This is a genomic window from Iodobacter sp. CM08 (assembly GCF_033446605.1).
Taxonomy (GTDB): domain Bacteria; phylum Pseudomonadota; class Gammaproteobacteria; order Burkholderiales; family Chitinibacteraceae; genus Iodobacter.
In genome coordinates, this window is sequence record NZ_JAWQUO010000016.1 from 44,009 (window position 1) to 61,471 (window position 17,463).

The 17,463-nt window shown below is 47.5% G+C and carries 15 protein-coding genes and 1 pseudogene; 13 read left to right on the forward strand and 3 right to left on the reverse strand.

The genetic code is table 11. The annotated features are described in order from the left end of the window. The first annotated feature begins 213 nt into the window (after nt 1–213). The 4 genes from R6242_RS10955 to R6242_RS10970 all read left to right on the forward strand — a co-directional run bounded on the left by R6242_RS10955 (nt 214) and on the right by R6242_RS10970 (nt 4,012). Nucleotides 214–564 carry a VOC family protein gene (locus tag R6242_RS10955; RefSeq protein ID WP_318426679.1) on the forward strand — a complete coding sequence of 117 codons (351 nt, stop codon included), beginning with the start codon at nt 214–216 and terminating at the stop codon, nt 562–564. Between the two features lie 26 nt (nt 565–590). Then, nucleotides 591–1,169 (forward strand): hypothetical protein, encoded by a 579-nt coding sequence (locus R6242_RS10960; protein ID WP_318426682.1) that lies wholly within the window; start codon nt 591–593, stop codon nt 1,167–1,169. 267 nt (nt 1,170–1,436) lie between these two features. Beyond that, entirely contained in the window at nt 1,437–2,399 is a 963-nt protein-coding gene (locus tag R6242_RS10965; RefSeq protein WP_318426684.1) for a DUF2157 domain-containing protein, read from the forward strand. Then, the gene (locus R6242_RS10970) at nt 2,396–4,012 is read left to right on the forward strand and encodes a GDYXXLXY domain-containing protein (RefSeq protein ID WP_318426686.1); all 1,617 of its coding nucleotides are present in this window, start codon (nt 2,396–2,398) and stop codon (nt 4,010–4,012) included. Before R6242_RS10965 ends, R6242_RS10970 begins: the two co-directional genes overlap by 4 nt. Nucleotides 4,013–4,190: 178 nt before the next feature. Here the strand turns inward: R6242_RS10970 and R6242_RS10975 are convergent, their stop codons facing one another. Further along, a complete protein-coding gene (locus R6242_RS10975; protein WP_318426688.1) occupies nt 4,191–4,796 on the reverse strand; it encodes a DUF3592 domain-containing protein in 606 nt (201 codons plus the stop codon). 234 nt (nt 4,797–5,030) lie between these two features. Between R6242_RS10975 and R6242_RS10980 the strand changes: the two are divergent. The 9 genes and pseudogenes from R6242_RS10980 to R6242_RS11020 all read left to right on the forward strand — a co-directional run. Beyond that, nucleotides 5,031–6,965, forward strand: a pseudogene (locus R6242_RS10980) (type VI secretion system Vgr family protein); the annotation flags it as partial. Nucleotides 6,966–7,082: 117 nt separating this feature from the next. Further along, nucleotides 7,083–7,691: a DUF2345 domain-containing protein gene (locus tag R6242_RS10985; protein WP_318426824.1), complete on the forward strand. Its 609-nt coding sequence runs from the start codon at nt 7,083–7,085 to the stop codon at nt 7,689–7,691. 11 nt (nt 7,692–7,702) lie between these two features. Beyond that, on the forward strand, nt 7,703–8,566 hold the full coding sequence (locus R6242_RS10990; protein WP_318426690.1) for a DUF4123 domain-containing protein: 864 nt from the start codon (nt 7,703–7,705) through the stop codon (nt 8,564–8,566). A gap of 44 nt (nt 8,567–8,610) precedes the next feature. Then, a complete protein-coding gene (locus tag R6242_RS10995; protein WP_318426692.1) occupies nt 8,611–9,132 on the forward strand; it encodes a DUF3304 domain-containing protein in 522 nt (173 codons plus the stop codon). A gap of 118 nt (nt 9,133–9,250) precedes the next feature. After that, nucleotides 9,251–9,775 carry a DUF3304 domain-containing protein gene (locus R6242_RS11000; protein WP_318426694.1) on the forward strand — a complete coding sequence of 175 codons (525 nt, stop codon included), beginning with the start codon at nt 9,251–9,253 and terminating at the stop codon, nt 9,773–9,775. 121 nt (nt 9,776–9,896) lie between these two features. Beyond that, a complete protein-coding gene (locus R6242_RS11005; protein WP_318426696.1) occupies nt 9,897–10,430 on the forward strand; it encodes a DUF3304 domain-containing protein in 534 nt (177 codons plus the stop codon). Between the two features lie 121 nt (nt 10,431–10,551). Beyond that, nucleotides 10,552–11,076: a DUF3304 domain-containing protein gene (locus R6242_RS11010; protein ID WP_318426698.1), complete on the forward strand. Its 525-nt coding sequence runs from the start codon at nt 10,552–10,554 to the stop codon at nt 11,074–11,076. 125 nt (nt 11,077–11,201) lie between these two features. After that, the gene (locus R6242_RS11015) at nt 11,202–11,732 is read left to right on the forward strand and encodes a DUF3304 domain-containing protein (protein ID WP_318426702.1); all 531 of its coding nucleotides are present in this window, start codon (nt 11,202–11,204) and stop codon (nt 11,730–11,732) included. Nucleotides 11,733–11,859: 127 nt separating this feature from the next. After that, entirely contained in the window at nt 11,860–13,689 is a 1,830-nt protein-coding gene (locus R6242_RS11020) for a DUF2235 domain-containing protein (RefSeq protein ID WP_318426704.1), read from the forward strand. Nucleotides 13,690–13,821: 132 nt separating this feature from the next. Here R6242_RS11020 and R6242_RS11025 read toward each other — a convergent pair whose 3' ends face one another. Beyond that, nucleotides 13,822–15,288, reverse strand: a complete 1,467-nt coding sequence (locus R6242_RS11025; RefSeq protein ID WP_318426706.1) for a hypothetical protein — start codon at nt 15,286–15,288, stop codon at nt 13,822–13,824. 12 nt (nt 15,289–15,300) lie between these two features. Continuing rightward, the gene (locus tag R6242_RS11030) at nt 15,301–17,406 is read right to left on the reverse strand and encodes a hypothetical protein (protein WP_318426708.1); all 2,106 of its coding nucleotides are present in this window, start codon (nt 17,404–17,406) and stop codon (nt 15,301–15,303) included. Between the last annotated feature and the right edge of the window lie 57 nt (nt 17,407–17,463).

Below are 17,463 nucleotides of genomic sequence, written 5' to 3' on the forward strand. Positions count from 1 at the left end.
TGACCTTTTCAGTTTTTTTATCATGATTATGGTTTGAGCTTATACATAATGATTTGATTTTAAATGGGATTGTTTAGATCAATCAAAGAGCAAGGGTAATACGGCATTTGTTCGTGCTTTTGGTGTTTTTCGTGGACTACGCACTTTTTGATTTTACTGCGTAACATCAGTTATAAATACCCATTAACCGCCAGATTTGCTTGGAGCCGCTTTATGCATCAGCATCACAAAGTGAATTACATTGAAATGCCTTCCAGAGATTTAAACTTAAGCAAAGCCTTTTTCACCAAGGTATTTGGCTGGGCTTTTGTGGATTATGGCCCAGAGTATTGCGCTTTTTCTAATGAAGGGATTGATGGTGGTTTTTACTACGCTGATTTAGCGATTTCTAGCCAAAGCGGTGCGCCCTTAATTGTTTTATACAGCAATCAGCTTGAAGCGACGCAAAGCGCCGTATTGGCTGCGGGTGGTGAGCTAATCAAAGCCATTTTTTCTTTCCCAGGCGGGCGGCGCTTTCAGTTTAAAGACCCGGCGGGAAACGAGTTTGCCGTATGGTCGGAATAAGCTCCTCCTCTATTCAGAGCATCGCCATGCTTACTGCCCCTAAGCCCCATATGCCGGAAGCCGAGCGGGAGGCGCTTACGACGGCATTACAAAAAGCCCATAGCTATTTAGAGTTTGGCATGGGCGGCAGCACCCTGCTGGCGGCGTGGCTGGGCGTGCCGCACATTATTGCTATAGATTCCAGCCAAGCTTGGGTAGACAAAGTAGCAGACCAAATCACGGGCATTCAAACCGCCAGCCAAACCATGCTGCTTTTTGCCGACATTGGCCCAACCGGTGACTGGGGCTATCCTGACGGCACAGCAGCGCAGTGCCGCTGGCCAGATTACTATGCGCTGGCATGGGCTGCGGCGCTAGAGCCAGACTTAGTGCTGATTGATGGCCGATTTAGAGTGCCGTGTTTTTTGTATTCATTACTTAGGCTAAAGCCTGGTGCCGTTATCCTATGGGATGACTACGCGCAGCGCCCTGAATATCATCTGATTGAGCAGCATCTGGCCCCCAGCGTGTTATTTGGTGATATGGCAAAGTTTATAGTTCCTAGTCACATAAATACGGCAGGTATTCTTAATAGCCTGTTTAAGAATCTCTATTTAGTTAACTGATGTGACGCAGCAAGGTTAAGTAATACTCACCACTAAAAACACAAACAGCACAAACAGATACCGCATGACCATTACTTTTAAATTGACTTGGATAATTTCATTCAAGATCAAGTCGTTATTAAGCACCCCATCTACGCATTAAGATAAAAAGTAGCGGGAGGTTATCCCAGCTTGATCCGATTTTTTTCGTGTATTTAGTGTTTTTCGTGGATAACCAGTCATTGTGCATAGCATCAGTTAGTTAAATGCGCCCTTATAGGAATAAACATGGATCGCCTGACCCTTTACGCATTGGCAGCCAAATACCAGCTAAACGCGTCAGCCACGCAGCAATTGCATGCATTGAGCAAAGCCAATGCCGAAACGCTGACGGATCGCTTACCTCGCGGGATCGCAATGGCTGCGGCAGCAATGTTTGGCTTGGGGCTGATTTTTTGGATTGCCGCCAACTGGGATACCCTAGGGCGGCTGGGGCACTTTGTGCTTTTGCAATCACTCTGCGTATTGTGTTGTGTGGCGGCGCTGCGCTTGACTAAAGCATGCGTGCCTTTATCGCTACTCGCGCTGCTTTCTATAGGCGGGCTGTTCGCTTATTTTGGGCAAACTTATCAAACAGGGGCCGATCCTTGGCAGCTATTTGCGCTATGGGGTGCATTGGCCCTGCCGCTTTGCTTAAGCGCCCGAAGCGATGCGCTATGGGCCCCTTGGGCGCTGATTATCAGCACGGGAATTTCCCTTTGGGTTTATGCACATACCGGCCATAGCTGGCGGCTGCAACCAGAAGATACGCGCATTTTTTTGCTAGGCTGGAGCGCATCCCTGCTGCTTAGTTTTATGCTCAGTCCTAAAATGCCCTACTTAAAAGGCAGCGGCCTTTGGGCTTTTCGCAGCGCCATCACCCTCAGCAGCAGCATGATCTGCAGTAGCGCCTTCACGGCACTGCTGATGCAAGATACAAGCGCCCTGTATTACTTAGGCTTACTACTATTTGCCCTTGCCGCTATCGCCATGGCCCAAACCGCTTCTTTCGATATTTACGGGCTAAGCATCATCAGCCTAAGCCTAAATATTCTGCTGGTAACTGGCCTAGTCAAGCTGCTGTTTAACAATGGCCAGCACGACAACTTTATTGGCGCAATTTTACTAATAGGCTTGGTTGCCGCTGGCTTACTCGCCCTTACCGTTAGCACTTTACTGCGCCTATCTAAGCGCCAAGCAGCCCTTTTATGAGCCACACGTCTTTAGATCAACGCCTAAAACAAGCCATCGCCCTAGGGATTTTACCCAGCGATGCCCACGTTGAAAAACCAGAAAGCCGCCCTTGGCCCGTGGTGCTGCTTACGGCATTAGGTGCATGGCTGGCCGCGATTCCGCTCTTGATCGTAGTGGGGCTCTTGCTTGGCGACACCATTATTCATAACGTGGCAGCGCCTTATTTAGTGGGGGCCTTGGTTTTAACGGCCGCTGTTTTGCTGCTACGCGGGCAAGATATTCCTTTGTTTGTAGAGCAACTCGTCATCCCCGCCCTAATCGTGGGATCGGCGCTCTTGGCTTATGGCCTATTTGAGCACCTACCCAACCATCTTGCTTGCGCCATGCTGGCGCTGCTAGCTGGGGGGCTTACTTGGGCCATTTCTAGGCCGTGGCTGCGTGTATTACTGGGCGCAGCATCTGCAGCCCTCACCGGCAGCGCCATTTTGATCTGCATTAAAAACGGCCATAACAGTGACTTTATCGAGCTTTGGCTAGCCCTACACGCCCTAATTTTACTGTGGTTATTTGCAATGGCAGTGCAGCACACCTCATTAAATGACGGCGCAAAAGCTTTAATTGCTGCCGCTTTTGAGTCGTTTTTTACGGGCTGGTTGCTCATCGCTTTAGCAGGATTGGCTTTCAGCTCTGGCATGGCTTTTCTTGTGGGTGCCAGCCTAAGCAATAGCATTTTTGCTGAAATCCTGAGTGAAGTAGCCCCCCAATCGGCAACGATCAATAAGCTATTCGCCCCCTGCTCATCCAGCCTTGCCTTGGGCGCGGCCCTTTTGCTAGGCCGCAGCTGGCCCCTTCTGCGCCCCTATGCGGGTGCGGCGCTGATCTTAATCGGGCTGGCTTGGTTTATGCCCGCACTTGGCGCGGTATTTCTAGCCTTATCCATCAGCCTGATTGCCGGACGATTGCGCGTAGCAAGCACCGCTGGCCTTGCGGCAGTGTGGATTATTGGCGCGTTTTACTACCAGCTCAGTTGGCCTCTCGCCAATAAAGCACTGCTATTTATGCTGGCGGGCGCCCTGCTCGGCGCGCTGGCATGGCGAGTATTAACCCCTAGTAAAACCTCCCCTTTGGCCCAAACAACACCCCTCTTTTCTAAGCAAAAAATTGGCATTGCACTTTCAGCGATCAGCGTCTTACTTGTCGCCAATATTGGTATTTGGCAAAAAGAATCACTAATCACTCACGGACAGCCGCTCTTTGTCGAACTCGCCCCTTCCGATCCTCGTTCCCTGATGCAGGGCGATTTTATGCGGCTTAATTTTCTAATCCCCTTTGATACCCCAGCAGTGGGCGATTTAAGCAATGCATCTCGTCCCTTTATCATTATGAAAAAAGACGTACGAAACATAGCCACCGCCCAGCGTATCGACCACGGCGAGCCACTGGTAGCAGGCGAATTCAAAGTTGAGCTCAGCCCAAAAAATGGCCGCTGGGTATTAGTCAGCGACGCTTGGTTTTTTAAAGAAGGCGAAGCACCGCGTTGGGCTGCGGCCAGATATGGCGAGTTTAGAGTTAATCCAGATGGCAAGGCTTTACTGGTGGGCTTAAAGGGTGACGGGTTAAAACCGCTTTAAATAAATAAACTCCATAATAAATTTTTCAACCCTATTGCCATTTGAGGCGTCATTCCCGCATTGGCAAAAATACAGCGGCAATGGCCCCAATAAAAATATTTGGGATAACGTTTTTTTAATCGGACTAAAATTCAAAAAAACAGGCTGCTTATTTCAGCCCCGTGAATTCAAAGTGTATTTATGCTTTTTTAGGCCATTTACCTTGCGTTTTTTTACGGGCAATTGCATCAACCCTAACCCTTTGCGATTCAGCTCGCTCACGCTTGCTAGGGCGGCGTTCTTTATATGTAATACCCATTGTAGATAAAATCGCCACACCCCCTAACACAAATAGCAGCATACTCAACAGCAATACCCCAACCCCTTTAATGGCGTGCAACCACCACGGAAACTGATCAAAACGTGTAAATGCCGCAGATGGATTGGATGGCTGATAAGCAACGCTCAACGTGCTTCCTACAGAATATTCAGCCCATTGCTGCTGTTGCTCCACCAAGGTATCGCTACGGCCAGATTCATACTCTCCACGATAAGCTTGATCCGCCAGTAAATATTGGTAATTAATTTGATTTACAAAAAACGTCTTGTTCTTATGCTTGGATGAAATAAAGTCAATTTTCTCAACAATTGCCGTTGTATGCGGCCAATTCTGGCTTTGATAAGCCTGCCACTGCAAGTGTACATAGCCTGATGAAAAATAGATTGCAGCACATCCACCAATAAACAGAAAAATTGATAAAGCAGCGGAATATAAATCAAGAACATGTTTTTTAATTTTTCTCATAAAATCATCAATAAAAAATAAACCCAATAAAAAATTATTAATTCACGCCAAATGAAGCTTGTTTTTTGTGCGCGTTTACACAATGCAAAAGGCTATTGGGCAAAATAATTTCCGAATGGCATCTTGTCAATATTGCATTTTACTTATAACAAAAGTAAGTGTTAAGTAATGCATGTTTTCTATGCTTGCAGTTGCGTGTAATATATAGTTTCGATGTTTCACTGACTGATAGCCATGACTTTGTTAAACGACATCCTTAGCTCCTTCGCCGCAGCCTTTAATCAAGACAATCGCCTTATTAGCCTTCAGCTGGGCGATGGTGCGGCTTGGGGCGAGCAGCTTTTACCGCAAAAAATCAGCGGCAGCGAATGGATTAGCCAAGCTTATTGCTATCGGCTTGAATGCCTGTCTCCCGATAGCCACTTAGAGCTTAAATCTTTGCTTGGCTTGCCCGTGGTTCTGAGCGTTATCGATGCAAACGGTGCAGCAATAGAGCGCTGTGGTGTTATTTCTAAGGCAGAATTATTAGGCTCTGATGGCGGCTTTGCTAAATATGCATTGACCATTGAGCCGCCTTTTTCTTTATTACGCTACCGCCGCACCTCCCGCGTTTTTCAAGATTTAAGCGTAGCCGAGATTATTAAGCAGGTTTTAGCCGAGCATCAGGCGCTTAATCCCGTATTTGCCAGCGTGCAAACACTGGAGCTTCAGTTATCAGGTACACATTCCCCACGCTCCTACTGCCTACAGTACAGAGAATCAGATTTTGACTTCCTACTACGTATCCTTCATGAAGAAGGAATTGCATGGCGTTTTAAGCATTTAGCCGGAGATAGCCCGCAAGTTCAGCTGATTCTGTTTGATGACGTTTACGCCTTACCGGAAACCACAGATTCTGCCGTGCGCTTTCATAGAGCCGACAGCACGGAAGAATCAGATGCACTCACCACATGGACCAGCCAGCGCCAAGTAGGTAGCAGCACAGTGTCTTTAGCCAGCTTTGATTACAAAGCCACCACAGCAAACCAAAGCTTTGATGAAAGCCGTATCGATCAAGGCGATGGCGGGCAGCAGATTCAGGCTAGCCTTGAAGATTACGATGCCCAGACGCACTATTACGCCAGTGATGCAGAAGGCCTAAGCCATTAGGCGCAATTGCGTCAGCAAGCGCACGACAGCCAGAAGAAATCTTTTTCTGGCTCTGGCACATTGCGCAGCCTGCAAGCGGGTGAATGGTTCCGCTTAGAGGATCACCCCGCCCACGATTTTGATAGCGCAGAAAATCGGGAATTTGCGATTACGGCGCTGACGTTTACCGCAAACAACAACCTGCCAGCCGATTTAAGCCAGCAGCTACTGATGGCTGCCCCGAGCTTACTGGCAGCTTCAGCGGCAAAGGGCGCAATTGCTCCCGCTCCTTATCAAGTCGATTTCACCGCCCAAAGACGCGGCCAGCCGCTGACACCTGCCTTTGCTCATGGCCCGCTGAGCAAACCAAGCAGCCGAGGCGTGCAAACCGCCACCGTGGTTGGCCCTGCCGGTGCAGAAGTCCATACCGATGAGCAAGGCCGAATAAAAATTCAGATGCACTGGCAAAGATCAAATGAGCACCCAGAATTTGGCGCAAACCTAGACGATAAGTCGTCCTGCTGGATTCGTGTTTCCATGCCATCCGCCGGAGCAGGCTTTGGCCACCAGTTTATTCCGCGAATCGGCCAGGAAATTTTGGTGGATTTTATTGAGGGAGATATCGACCGGCCCATCGTTACCGCCGTGGTCCACAACGGATCTCATCCGCCTCCAAACTTTAGCGGCGCAGGCAGCTTGCCCGCCAATAAAACCCTATCAGGCATTAAGAGTAAAGAATTTGAAGGCGGCCAATACGGCGAGCTGCTGTTTGACGATACAAAAGGCGAAGTACGCACAAAACTATCTAGCGAGCACGGTAAAACCCAGCTCAACCTTGGCTATTTAATCCACCCGCGTACCGACGGCAAAGGTGAGCCACGCGGCGAAGGATTTGAGCTACGCAGCGATAATCAAGGCGCAATTAGAGCCAACGGCCTACTCATCAGCACCGAAGCCAAAAGCGGCGCAAGCGGCAAGCAGCTAGACCACAGCCCCGCGCAAAGCCAGCTGGAAGCCGCCCTCGCCTTAGCCCAAAGCCTAGGCGAAACAGCAACGCACCAACTCGCCGACAGCATAGAAACCGGCGAAGATGATCAAACCATCAAGCCAGACAATAGCGTAGGCGATAAAAAGACCACCGGCCATCTGCACCACCACGTGCACGCCAGCAAAAGCTTTGCAGCGGGTAGCAACACCGATAAAGACGGCAAGAGTCAATCCCAAGACCAAGCGGGCCAGCAAAAAATCATCCTGCTACACGGGGAAGACGGCGTGGCCATCACCAGCCCGCAAAGCCAGACGCTGGCTGCCGGAACTAACCTCGATCTGGTCGCCCAAAGAGACAGCAACCAAACCACTGGCCGCCGCTGGATTCATAATGTGGGATCACACATCAGCCTATTTGTGGCGGGGGTAAAAGAGCAAATCGCGCTAAAACTCATCGCCGCCAAAGGCAAAATCCAGCTACAAGCGCAAAGTGATGATATTGAAATCACCGGCGATAAAAGCGTCAAGCTTACCGCTATCAAGGGCAAGGGCCTTTTCAACGCCAAGCAAGAAATTCTACTCACCGCGGGCGGTGCTTATATTCGTATTAAAGACGGCAAAATTGATCTGCACGCGCCGGGCCAGGTGAGCATTAAAGGCGGCAGCCATGATTGGAGCGGGCCAGCAAAAATGAGCCCGCCATTGCCACAGTTTCCTAATACGGTATGTATTCCCTGCTTATTGGCCGCCATGAAATCAGGCAGCCCTTTTATCGCTTAAGAGGCAGATCAATGACAAATTTAGTAGAGCCGATTCAAGATTTAGATACGTTTTATGCCGATATTGCTGCCACGGCTCAGCAAGGATCGCTTTATGCGCTGATTGATTGCGCCTTTGATTTAACGATTCGCAAAGCATTGCGAAAAATGCAATCCATCGCGCTCTATCAAGAAACCGAATTAGCGGATATGGATGCTTATTCCCCCCGCCTATATTGGATTAGCAATGAAGCAGAGATAGAAAAAATCATCACGCTTTGCCAGGGCAAGCCCATGCTTAGCTTTATTCGCAGCCAAGCTCAGCTTGGCGCACTGAAGCAACACCTAGAATATTTATTAAAAGTCTATTGCGAAGACAATACAGAATGGCCTTTACGCTACGCCGATACGCGTATTTTGCCAGCACTATTTAATGTGCTGAATAAGCCACAATTAAACACCTTACTTGCCCCTCTGCATAGCTGGTTTATTTTAGACCGCTTTGGGGTAATTCAACGTCAGTTTGGCAGCAATCAAGCAGATTTGCTTTGGGGCAAAGAATTAGGCGTATTAAAAATGGACGAGCAGCAATTCGCCCAAATGCTAGACGCCGCAACAGCAGATTCTATTCTGGCGACTATTCAAGAGAAGCACAGCAGCATCTTGCTACCCTTTACGCTAACCGAGCAATTTAAACGCGTACAGCAAGGCATACAAGATGCACATGACGTGCAGCTAAATACCGCGCCAGAAATGCTTGAAATGGCATTATTGCAGCTTATGGGCGCAGGCGATTTAAATCAGTCTGCGGATTATCAGACATTAAAGAATAAATTAAAGGATGGCCAAGATTTAAACGAATCCATCAACCACCTACCCGCCTCATTCTGGCGCTAGGCAATGATTAATTAATTTATGCACTGTAAATACACTGAATATATATGTTAATTAAAATATCAATCCATTTTTTAATCACCACTCTTGCTCTATTGGCAATCAGCGGGTGCAGTAGTTATGAGCGTTTTCCTGGGCAGAATGAGATTGCTGAAAACAAAGCACGGGCTGCGGTTGAGTTGGAAAAAGAAATCCCGATGATTGGGGTAGGTACAATGTGCATTGGACACCCCGGTGTTTCCTACATTCATACCTCCTATGTACAAGAACCGTTTAGCCAGAATATGGAAGGGGGTGGTAATTGTGGTGGCTTAGTTGCTGGTGGCTATCGATTACCAGAGAAATGGCAGCCGGGAATGAAAGTCAAAGTACGCTGGAAGCCCAATGGACGTGAATGGATAGAAAAATATACGACAATTATGCCTTACACTAAAGCAGGGGTTTTGTATGTTCATTTCTTTGAAAATGATCAAGTCAGAGTTGTATCCTCTGCATATGCAGGAGCATCAAGCCCACGCCATCCAATTTCCAAGGATGCAACCACACCTCCTCCAGAGGTAGAACAATGAGCTTACTCGTCACTCTAAAGAGCATATCTAATAACGCTAAAGATGTATTAACACTTACAGAAAATTAAATTAATAATATAAAAACACACCCCCATTGTTGAAAAAATAAGGATTTAATATGGATATTAAGAAAGATATACCCGTACGTTTCTTAATTGCTGCAATTGCATTATTTACAATGAGCGCATGCAGTAGTTATGAGCGTTTTCCTGGGCAAAATGAAATTGCTGAAAACAAAGCACGGGCTGCGGCTGAGTTGGAAAAAGACATCCCGATGATTGGGGTTTCAACAAAGTGCATTGGGCACCCCGGCGTTTCTTACATTCATACCTATTATGTACAAGAACCGTTTAGCCAGAATATGGAGGGGGGAGGGAATTGTGGTGGCTTAGTTGCTGGCGGTTACCGCCTCCCAAGAACTTGGCAGCCGGGAATGAAAGTCAAAGTACGCTGGAAGCCCAATGGGCGTGAATGGGTAGAAAAATACACCACGATTATGCCGTATGCAAAGGCAGGGATTTTGTATGTGCATTTTTTTGAAAATGATCAAGTCAGAGTTGTTTCATCCGCATATGATGGGGCCTCAAGTCCAGATCATCCCATTCAAAGAGATGCTGTAACCCCACCGCCGGAGGTGGAATAATGAGCTTGCTTACCACTCCAAAGAATATATCCAATAACGCTAAAGATGTATTAACGCTTACAGAAAATTAAATTAATAATATAAAAACACACCCCCATTGTTGAAAAAATAAGGATTTAATATGGATATTAAGAAAGATATACCCGTACATTTCTTAATTACTGCAATTGCATTATTTACAATGAGCGCATGCAGTAGTTATGAGCGTTTTCCTGGGCAAAATGAGATTGCTGAAAACAAAGCACGGGCTGCGGCTGAGTTGGAAAAAGAAATCCCCATGATTGGGGTATCAATGAAATGTATTCAACACAAAAATGTTAGTTATATTTATTCTTTTTATGTTAAAGAACCATTTAGCCCCCGCATGGCCGGTGGGGGGAGCTGTGGTGGGCTTGTAGCCGCTGGGTATGACCTGCCAAGAACTTGGCAACCAGGGATGAAAGTAAAAGTACGCTGGAATAGACCAATCAAAGGAGAAGATAATTGGATAGAAAAATACACCACAATTATGCCCTACAATCAGGCAGGTGTTTTGTATGTCCATTTCTTTGAAAATGATCAGGTCAGGGTCATTTCATCTGCATACACCATTCCATCAAGCCCTGATCATCCCATTCAAAGAGATGCTGTAACCCCACCGCCGGAGGTGGAATAATGAGCTTGCTTGCCACTCCAAAGAATATATCCAATAACGCTAAAGATGTATTAACGCTTACAGAAAATTAAATTAATAATATAAAAACACACCCTCATTGTTGAAAAAATAAGGATTTAATATGGATATTAAGAAAGATATACCCGTACATTTCTTAATTGCTGCAATTGCATTATTTACAATGAGCGCATGCAGTAGTTATGAGCGTTTTCCTGGGCAGAATGAAATTGCTGAAAACAAAGCACGGGCTGCGGCTGAGTTGGAAAAAGAAATCCCGATGATTGGGGTATCACTAAAATGTATTGAGCATGACAATGTGGATTACGTTTCTTCATACTATATAAAAGAGCCATTTAGTTCCCGCATGGCAGGGGGAGGAAGCTGCGGCGGCTTAGTAGCAGGGGGATATCAGCTACCTCAAAAATGGCAGCCTAGAATGAAAGTAAAAGTACGTTGGAAGCCTAATGGTCGTGAATGGGTGGAAAAACAGACAACAATCATGCCGTATGACGAAGCAGGGACTTTATATGTTCATTTCTTTGAAAATGATCAAGTCAGAGTTGTATCCTCTGCATATGCAGGAGCATCAAGCCCACGCCATCCAATTGCCAAGGATGCAACCACACCTCCTCCAGAGGTAGAATAATGAGTTTGCTTGCCGCTCTAAAGAGCATATCCAATAATGCTAAAGATGTATTAACGCTTACAGAAAATTAAATTAATAAATTATATAAAAACACCTCCCCTATCGTTGAAAAACAAGGATTTAATATGGATATTAAGAAAAATATACCCGTACGTTTCTTAATTACTGCAATTGCATTATTTACAATGAGCGCATGCAGTAGTTATGAGCGTTTTCCTGGGCAGAATGAAATTGCTGAAAACAAAGCACGGGCTGCGGCTGAGCTAGAAAAAGAAATCCCGATGATTGGGGTTTCAACAACTTGCGTCACACACAAATCTGGCTATGTCCATTCATATTACGTGCAAGAACCTTTTAGTAGCAATATGGAGGGGGGAGGAAACTGCGGTGGTTTAGTAGCAGGGGGCTATAGACTCCCTATTAAGTGGCAACCAAGGATGAAAGTAAAAGTACGCTGGAATAGGCCTATCAAGGGAGAAGATAACTGGATAGAAAAACACACCACAATCATGCCTTATACAAAAGCTGGCACTTTATATGTTCATTTTTTTGCAAATGACCAAGTTCGGGTCATTTCATCAGCTTATGCAACTGCATTAAGCCCAGATCATCCAATTTTAAGGGATGCCCTAACGCCTCCTCCAGAGGTAGAATAATGACTCTATTTCCTACACAAAAAAAATAGCTGACAATGCAAAACAAGAACTATCTTTACCCCCAAACGTAGTTTTTGCACTTATCTGCACCGATAAGCCAACATCACCAATAACATGCCAATTAAAGGTGTCAATTGGTATATTTTTCGATGGTACGAATAACAATATGATACGTGATGAAAAAGATTACTCACACAGCAATATTGTTCGCTTATTTAAAGTACACAAAACCAGCCAACAAGAAGATATGCTCCTAAAAGATGGCTGTTATGCGATCTATGTCCCAGGTGTTGGTACACGATTCAAGGCCAACAAGGAATACAGAGAGACTGCTGATGGCAAGGCAATGGCAAAAGGTGGTCAAGCAAGAATTTTATATGCTCTTTTCCATGTTTATAATGCTGTTTATAAAGCAATAAATAACAACAGTGATTGGTTAGATGAAGAAGGCATTGCAAAAAAAATAGAACAATATAAACGCGATGTAGAACAGCAAAACAATTACGATCCACAAATGCGCCGTGAGCGGCCTAATCGTAAAACTTGGTTTGCCGATTTAAGAGAAGAATTAAATGCCAAATTGCAGGAAGTGCGTAGCGCTAAGCCTAAGCCAGCTATTCCTTTAATTAGGGTATCGGTATTTGGTTTTTCTCGTGGGGCGATTGAGGCGCGGGCATTTTGTTGCTGGCTAGATGCGGCCTTAGATCATGGCACGCTCTGTGGAATACCCTTAGAGATTAATTTTCTTGGCCTATTTGATTCTGTTGCATCGGTGGGCTTGGCTAATTCTGCAGCCGAAACCACACCGCTATGGTTTGCCAATGGGCATTTTGATTGGGCCTCAGAAACCTTAAAGCCTTTGCCTAGCCTCGTTAAAAAAACCGTGCATTTTATTGCCGCTCACGAGCTGCGAATGAATTTCCCCGTGACCCGTGTATTAGGCGGCAATGCCAGCGAATATATTTATCCTGGCGTGCATTCGGATGTGGGTGGCGGCTATGGCCTAAAAGACCAAGGGCGAGCAGGATCAATGGGCAGGATGCTATCGCAAGTGCCTTTATTGCATATGCATAAAGAGGCGGTAATAGCGGGCGTGCCATTGGCGCTTTATGAAGAAATGGATGACAAGCTTAAGAAAGATTATGAGCTTGATGCCCAATTAGCCGAGCGCTGGAATCTCTATATGGCCGCCGATGCTTTTAACGGTAGTTATGCAGAGGTGGTTCGTGCGCATATGACTTTGTATTATCAATACCGGCATTTCTATATTAATGGGCTAGAAAGCTCTAAGGCGTTTCAGGCGGCAAGCCCTCAGGATCAGGAAGATTTGCGTAGTTATAATCAGCTATTACAGGGCGATCTAAAGCTATTAAGGGAAAGGAAAGCAGGCGGCAGGCCAAGGCCAGCCATGGGCGATCGGCGCTCTGATGATATCAATACCCAAGAGAACGCGGCGCTTGCCAATCAAAGAGCGCTTAAGTTATCTGACTGGCGACACGCCCCAGATGCCATTGAAAAACTTGCGCTCAGCATTTTTGATCAAGCCCCTAGCAGCACCCTTGCGCCTGCGCTACAGCTGCTTGATGAACACGTGCATGATTCACTGTCAGGATTTTATTTGGCGGGCTACGTTACCAAAGAAGAAAAATCTGAGCGCCTGCTAGAAATGCAGAAAAAACCGCCCAAACCAGGCCACCCCTATGATGAAAAAGTTTACCAAAACACACAGGCAGATCCAGAAGTCAGCCAGCGATTAAAAGATAAGCAGGCCCTCAAAAAAGACAGCGAGCGCGTATTTACACCAGAAGAACAAGATAAGCTTAAAACGGATCAAATGTTCCCTGTATTAACCGATGCAAATGCCCCTGAATTACGCAATGGCATTATCACCACCCAATCTTGGACACGCAGAGAAGGCGGTGGCTATCTAAAAGAGCGGGTGATTTTTCCAGACTAGCGCTTGCCATTAAGCAAAAATACGCCGTCCACTCAAACACCCAAAGCACGAACATGCCTTTTGTGAAGAAATAGCCTTGGTGCGTCATATAGTGGCTAAAGATGTTTCAGCCAACGCCATAGCCTTAAGCCCTTAGCGCGGTGGCTGCGGTATTTTTACTCGCATCAATTTGCTTTTTTTAAGCTGAGTCACGGGATTCCCCGCCTCAGAAAACAAGAAAGAGTAATCGCTAGCCAGCGTGGCGTCCGTTCCTGCGATAGTCGCCCCCGTGTGGCAACTCAGGCAATTGATGTTCTGGTGATAGGTTTCCAAAACGGTATTCGCCACGGGTTGCTGAGCGACGGGTGGCTGGGCGTTTCCATCGTAGAGAGGTGCGGTCGCACCAGGATAAATGGGGGTGTTGTTATTGGGCCAAAGCACATTCACCAGTTGGTAATTTAAAAACACCGAGCTTGGATTAGCCGCTTTAATCGTGGCCCAAGTATTGCTATTGAGCGCGGCAATATTATTGGCGGTGGTGTTGCTGATGGGCGTGGTGCGCACCACCTGTACGGCCGCGCTATAAGGATCTTTACCCGCCACCGGCATTTTATTTTGCACGCATTGATAGTAATCGCTGGCCGGATTGCAGCTCAAATTGTAATAGGTATACCAAGGTAAGGGCGGGGCCGTTAGCTCGGTTTTGCTGGGTGCGTTATACACATGCTCAAACGTGCTCCACATAAACTGCTGGGCATTGGGGGTTTTACGAATAATGTGTAAGGCCACCAATCCCACCGTCACCTGCTTGGGAGGGGTATTGCCGCCGCCCGCCACTGGATAGCTCACCCATGCTTGGGATGTTTTAAACATTGGCCAGAGTGTGGGGTCATCCAGCTCTATCCATGCCGCTTTAATTTCAATCGCTCCCACCGTGCCATAAGTCGAGAAAGTTGCCGAGCCATCGGGTAAATTCAGCCCCTGTGTGGTGGCAAAAGCAGGCTGCTTATTGGCGATATACAGCTGGTTCTGATTGATATAGTTGTATTCATCCTGATTCAGCCGCTTTTCAAACAGGGTGAGATAATTATTCATTTTAGGCTGCGCGGTTAGCCACGCACCATTGGTACCCGCCTCGGCAATATCTTTTAAAGCAGGCACAGGGGCTGCGCCAAATTTAGACGTCAGATACAAACCTTTCACGCCAAAAGCTGATGTTGCCTTCAGCGTTTTGCTTTTCATCAGCGAACGCATCGCCAATGGCACCGCCTGCTTGGTTTGCCACGGCACCGGCGGTTTACCATCTGGGCGAAAAACCTCTGATGATTCTTTATAGCTTTCCCAAACCACTGGGCTGGCCGTGCCTGCCACGCCAAAAGCAGAGGCAGGCACGCTGGCATCTGGCTGCCCCGGTAGATTGGGGTCGGCTGCCCAGTTAAGAGTAATAAATTGCTGCCATGCCAAGTTGTTAAACGCGTTCTGATTAGTGCCCTGTGAATCGCAAGGAATAATAGGCTGCATAACGGGCACGCCCGACCAACTTGGGCAAGCCGCAGCGGCCGTCTTTGCCCCTAGCGCAAGGCAAGCAAGCAGCCAATCAGCACGATTTAATCTCAGCATGGCAAACCTCTCTTAGGCAGGGATAATATTAAGTAAGGCAGGCATAGCCGCTTGCACAGGATCACCATAATTAGTCAGCGTAAGGCCACGCAGCCCAAGCTCCGCATTGGCCCCAATACTCACTTGCAGATTGACTGAAGCGCATTGAGATGGATAGGAATTCCCCGGCACGGCGTAGTTAATGTTGTCGTTAAAGTTGCTAACAAGCACGGTTACATCGGGGCCAAAATCTGCCACGGGCAATTGCCCCTGCGGCCCCAATTGCGCTGAGCAAGTCAGCACCATGGGAATATTGCTTTGCCCAAGGCGAGCAATCGGCGCAATCAAGGTTGAATTGCTGACCAAGGGAATGGGCGTATTCATTGGATTGCTAACTGGGGTATTAAAGCTGGCATTCCAAATGGCAGCGTGGAATAGCTGTAGTGGCTGAGCGTAATCTGGTGGCACAGGTGTAGCCGGTGGTGTAACGCCAGCAGGTGGAGGCAAGACGCAAGCTTCACTGGCAGGTGCGGCCGAAACCGTTACTGGGCGCGCCCATAAGCCAATCGACATTTGCTGTGTTAGCTGGCCGCCCCACTGAATAGGCTCGCCCGATGCATCGGTAATATCGCCAATCGTAAACGACACCCCCGCCGCCACCCAAGACGCTGGCAGCTGAAACACCGCATGCAGCACAAAATTGCCGCCATTTTGTGGCGATGCTGTGGTGGCACCAAACAACATGCCGGTGACTGGATCGGTTAACGCTGCCGAGCCACGCACAATTTGCCAGCAATCCTGAGCCGAAGCATTTGCAGGTAGTTTTGGATCTGCCGGTAGGGTAAAGCCGCTTAAATCAGGCACTTGAATATACAAACCCGTTGGGTTAGCCAGCGCGGCTTTACACGGTGCCCCCGTTGCCTGCCCACCAATCACCTGGTTAACGGATTGCCCAATATGCGGATCACTATTGCGATAAGCCTGCCCGTATTGCGCGCAGCAAATCAGCGTTTGCGGCACGCTATTACCGCATACACGCTGAATAGTGGCACCACCTGCCAGCGCCATTTCTGTCTGCAAGGTGTTAGGCGTGCTGGTTAGATGCATTGCCCCGCCATAATTACTGCTGCTCCCCCGCACCGCAATCGGGCCGCTATTCCATTTATTAAGCGGATTATACGCAGGACGCCCCGTAGAAGGGTCGATCACAATGGCTTGAGTGGCTGGGTCGCGCAAATACAAATCGCTCACGGGCACAACAACTTGGCTCGAAGCAGGCGCGCCAAAGCTTAAGGTGGAGGAATACACATCGGCTACTTTTTGTGGGTCTATCATCCACAGCGTGTTCCAGTATTCTGGGTTTTCGCAGGTCATATCAATGCGGGTGATTTTGTCGCTCTGCGGATCGCGTACTACGCTCCACTCACAATACTCATCCTGCCAGCCACGCGGGCCGTAAGGGCCGTACATATGCAGCTCGCTATTCCATGTGGCTTGCGGGCAAAGCTGGGTGGGGATATTTTGAAAAGCAGGGATAGGCACCTCGGTAGTGCCATATTGATCGGCAATGGCAAACAATTGCTGTGCTGAATAATTATAAGGATTGGCAGGATAAGCACCTTTACCCAGATACTGGCCTAGGCGGTTTGGAAAAGCCGTCCAGTGAATTAAAGTAGCCGTGGCCGTGCTGGGAATCGTGGTGAAATTGGTGTCAAAATAAGAAGTCTGATTGTTGGCGTAAAGCAAATTCCACGGGTCGCCCAGAATCGCCTGAGCCGTAAACCCGCTGATATTGGTGTTCCACTGCAGGCTGGTCGCATTATCCTGAGCCGAATCCACTGGGAAATCATTAATAAAGGCAGGCGTGTTAAACACTACTTTCTGATAAGAATCGCATTGTGGCGCACTGCCATACCAAGGTTGACCAGAGAAAAAAGCCGCATCACCGGGGCTAAAGCTGCGGCCATTGGTAAGCACCATGCCTTGGCGGCAATAGAAAAAAAAACTGACCTCGGTATTAAGCTCGGCATATTCTCTAGCCACCTCCACGCTACCGCACGCTTTGGTGCCAATCCAGTTATCCCAACTAGCACCCTGAAACTGGGCAACATTGCTTGTTTCTATCCACGTATTTTGCATGACTCACTCCATTGACTCATCAAAAAGCAAACGTAGTCTTAGGCTTTAAAAACCCAA

Coding starts and splice junctions, on each gene's coding strand:
- R6242_RS10955 (WP_318426679.1), top strand. CDS start 214: ATGCATCAGCATCACAAAGTGAATTACATTGAAATGCCTTCCAGAGAT.
- R6242_RS10960 (WP_318426682.1), top strand. CDS start 591: ATGCTTACTGCCCCTAAGCCCCATATGCCGGAAGCCGAGCGGGAGGCG.
- R6242_RS10965 (WP_318426684.1), top strand. CDS start 1,437: ATGGATCGCCTGACCCTTTACGCATTGGCAGCCAAATACCAGCTAAAC.
- R6242_RS10970 (WP_318426686.1), top strand. CDS start 2,396: ATGAGCCACACGTCTTTAGATCAACGCCTAAAACAAGCCATCGCCCTA.
- R6242_RS10975 (WP_318426688.1), bottom strand. CDS start 4,796: ATGAGAAAAATTAAAAAACATGTTCTTGATTTATATTCCGCTGCTTTA.
- R6242_RS10990 (WP_318426690.1), top strand. CDS start 7,703: ATGACAAATTTAGTAGAGCCGATTCAAGATTTAGATACGTTTTATGCC.
- R6242_RS10995 (WP_318426692.1), top strand. CDS start 8,611: ATGTTAATTAAAATATCAATCCATTTTTTAATCACCACTCTTGCTCTA.
- R6242_RS11000 (WP_318426694.1), top strand. CDS start 9,251: ATGGATATTAAGAAAGATATACCCGTACGTTTCTTAATTGCTGCAATT.
- R6242_RS11005 (WP_318426696.1), top strand. CDS start 9,897: ATGGATATTAAGAAAGATATACCCGTACATTTCTTAATTACTGCAATT.
- R6242_RS11010 (WP_318426698.1), top strand. CDS start 10,552: ATGGATATTAAGAAAGATATACCCGTACATTTCTTAATTGCTGCAATT.
- R6242_RS11015 (WP_318426702.1), top strand. CDS start 11,202: ATGGATATTAAGAAAAATATACCCGTACGTTTCTTAATTACTGCAATT.
- R6242_RS11025 (WP_318426706.1), bottom strand. CDS start 15,288: ATGCTGAGATTAAATCGTGCTGATTGGCTGCTTGCTTGCCTTGCGCTA.
- R6242_RS11030 (WP_318426708.1), bottom strand. CDS start 17,406: ATGCAAAATACGTGGATAGAAACAAGCAATGTTGCCCAGTTTCAGGGT.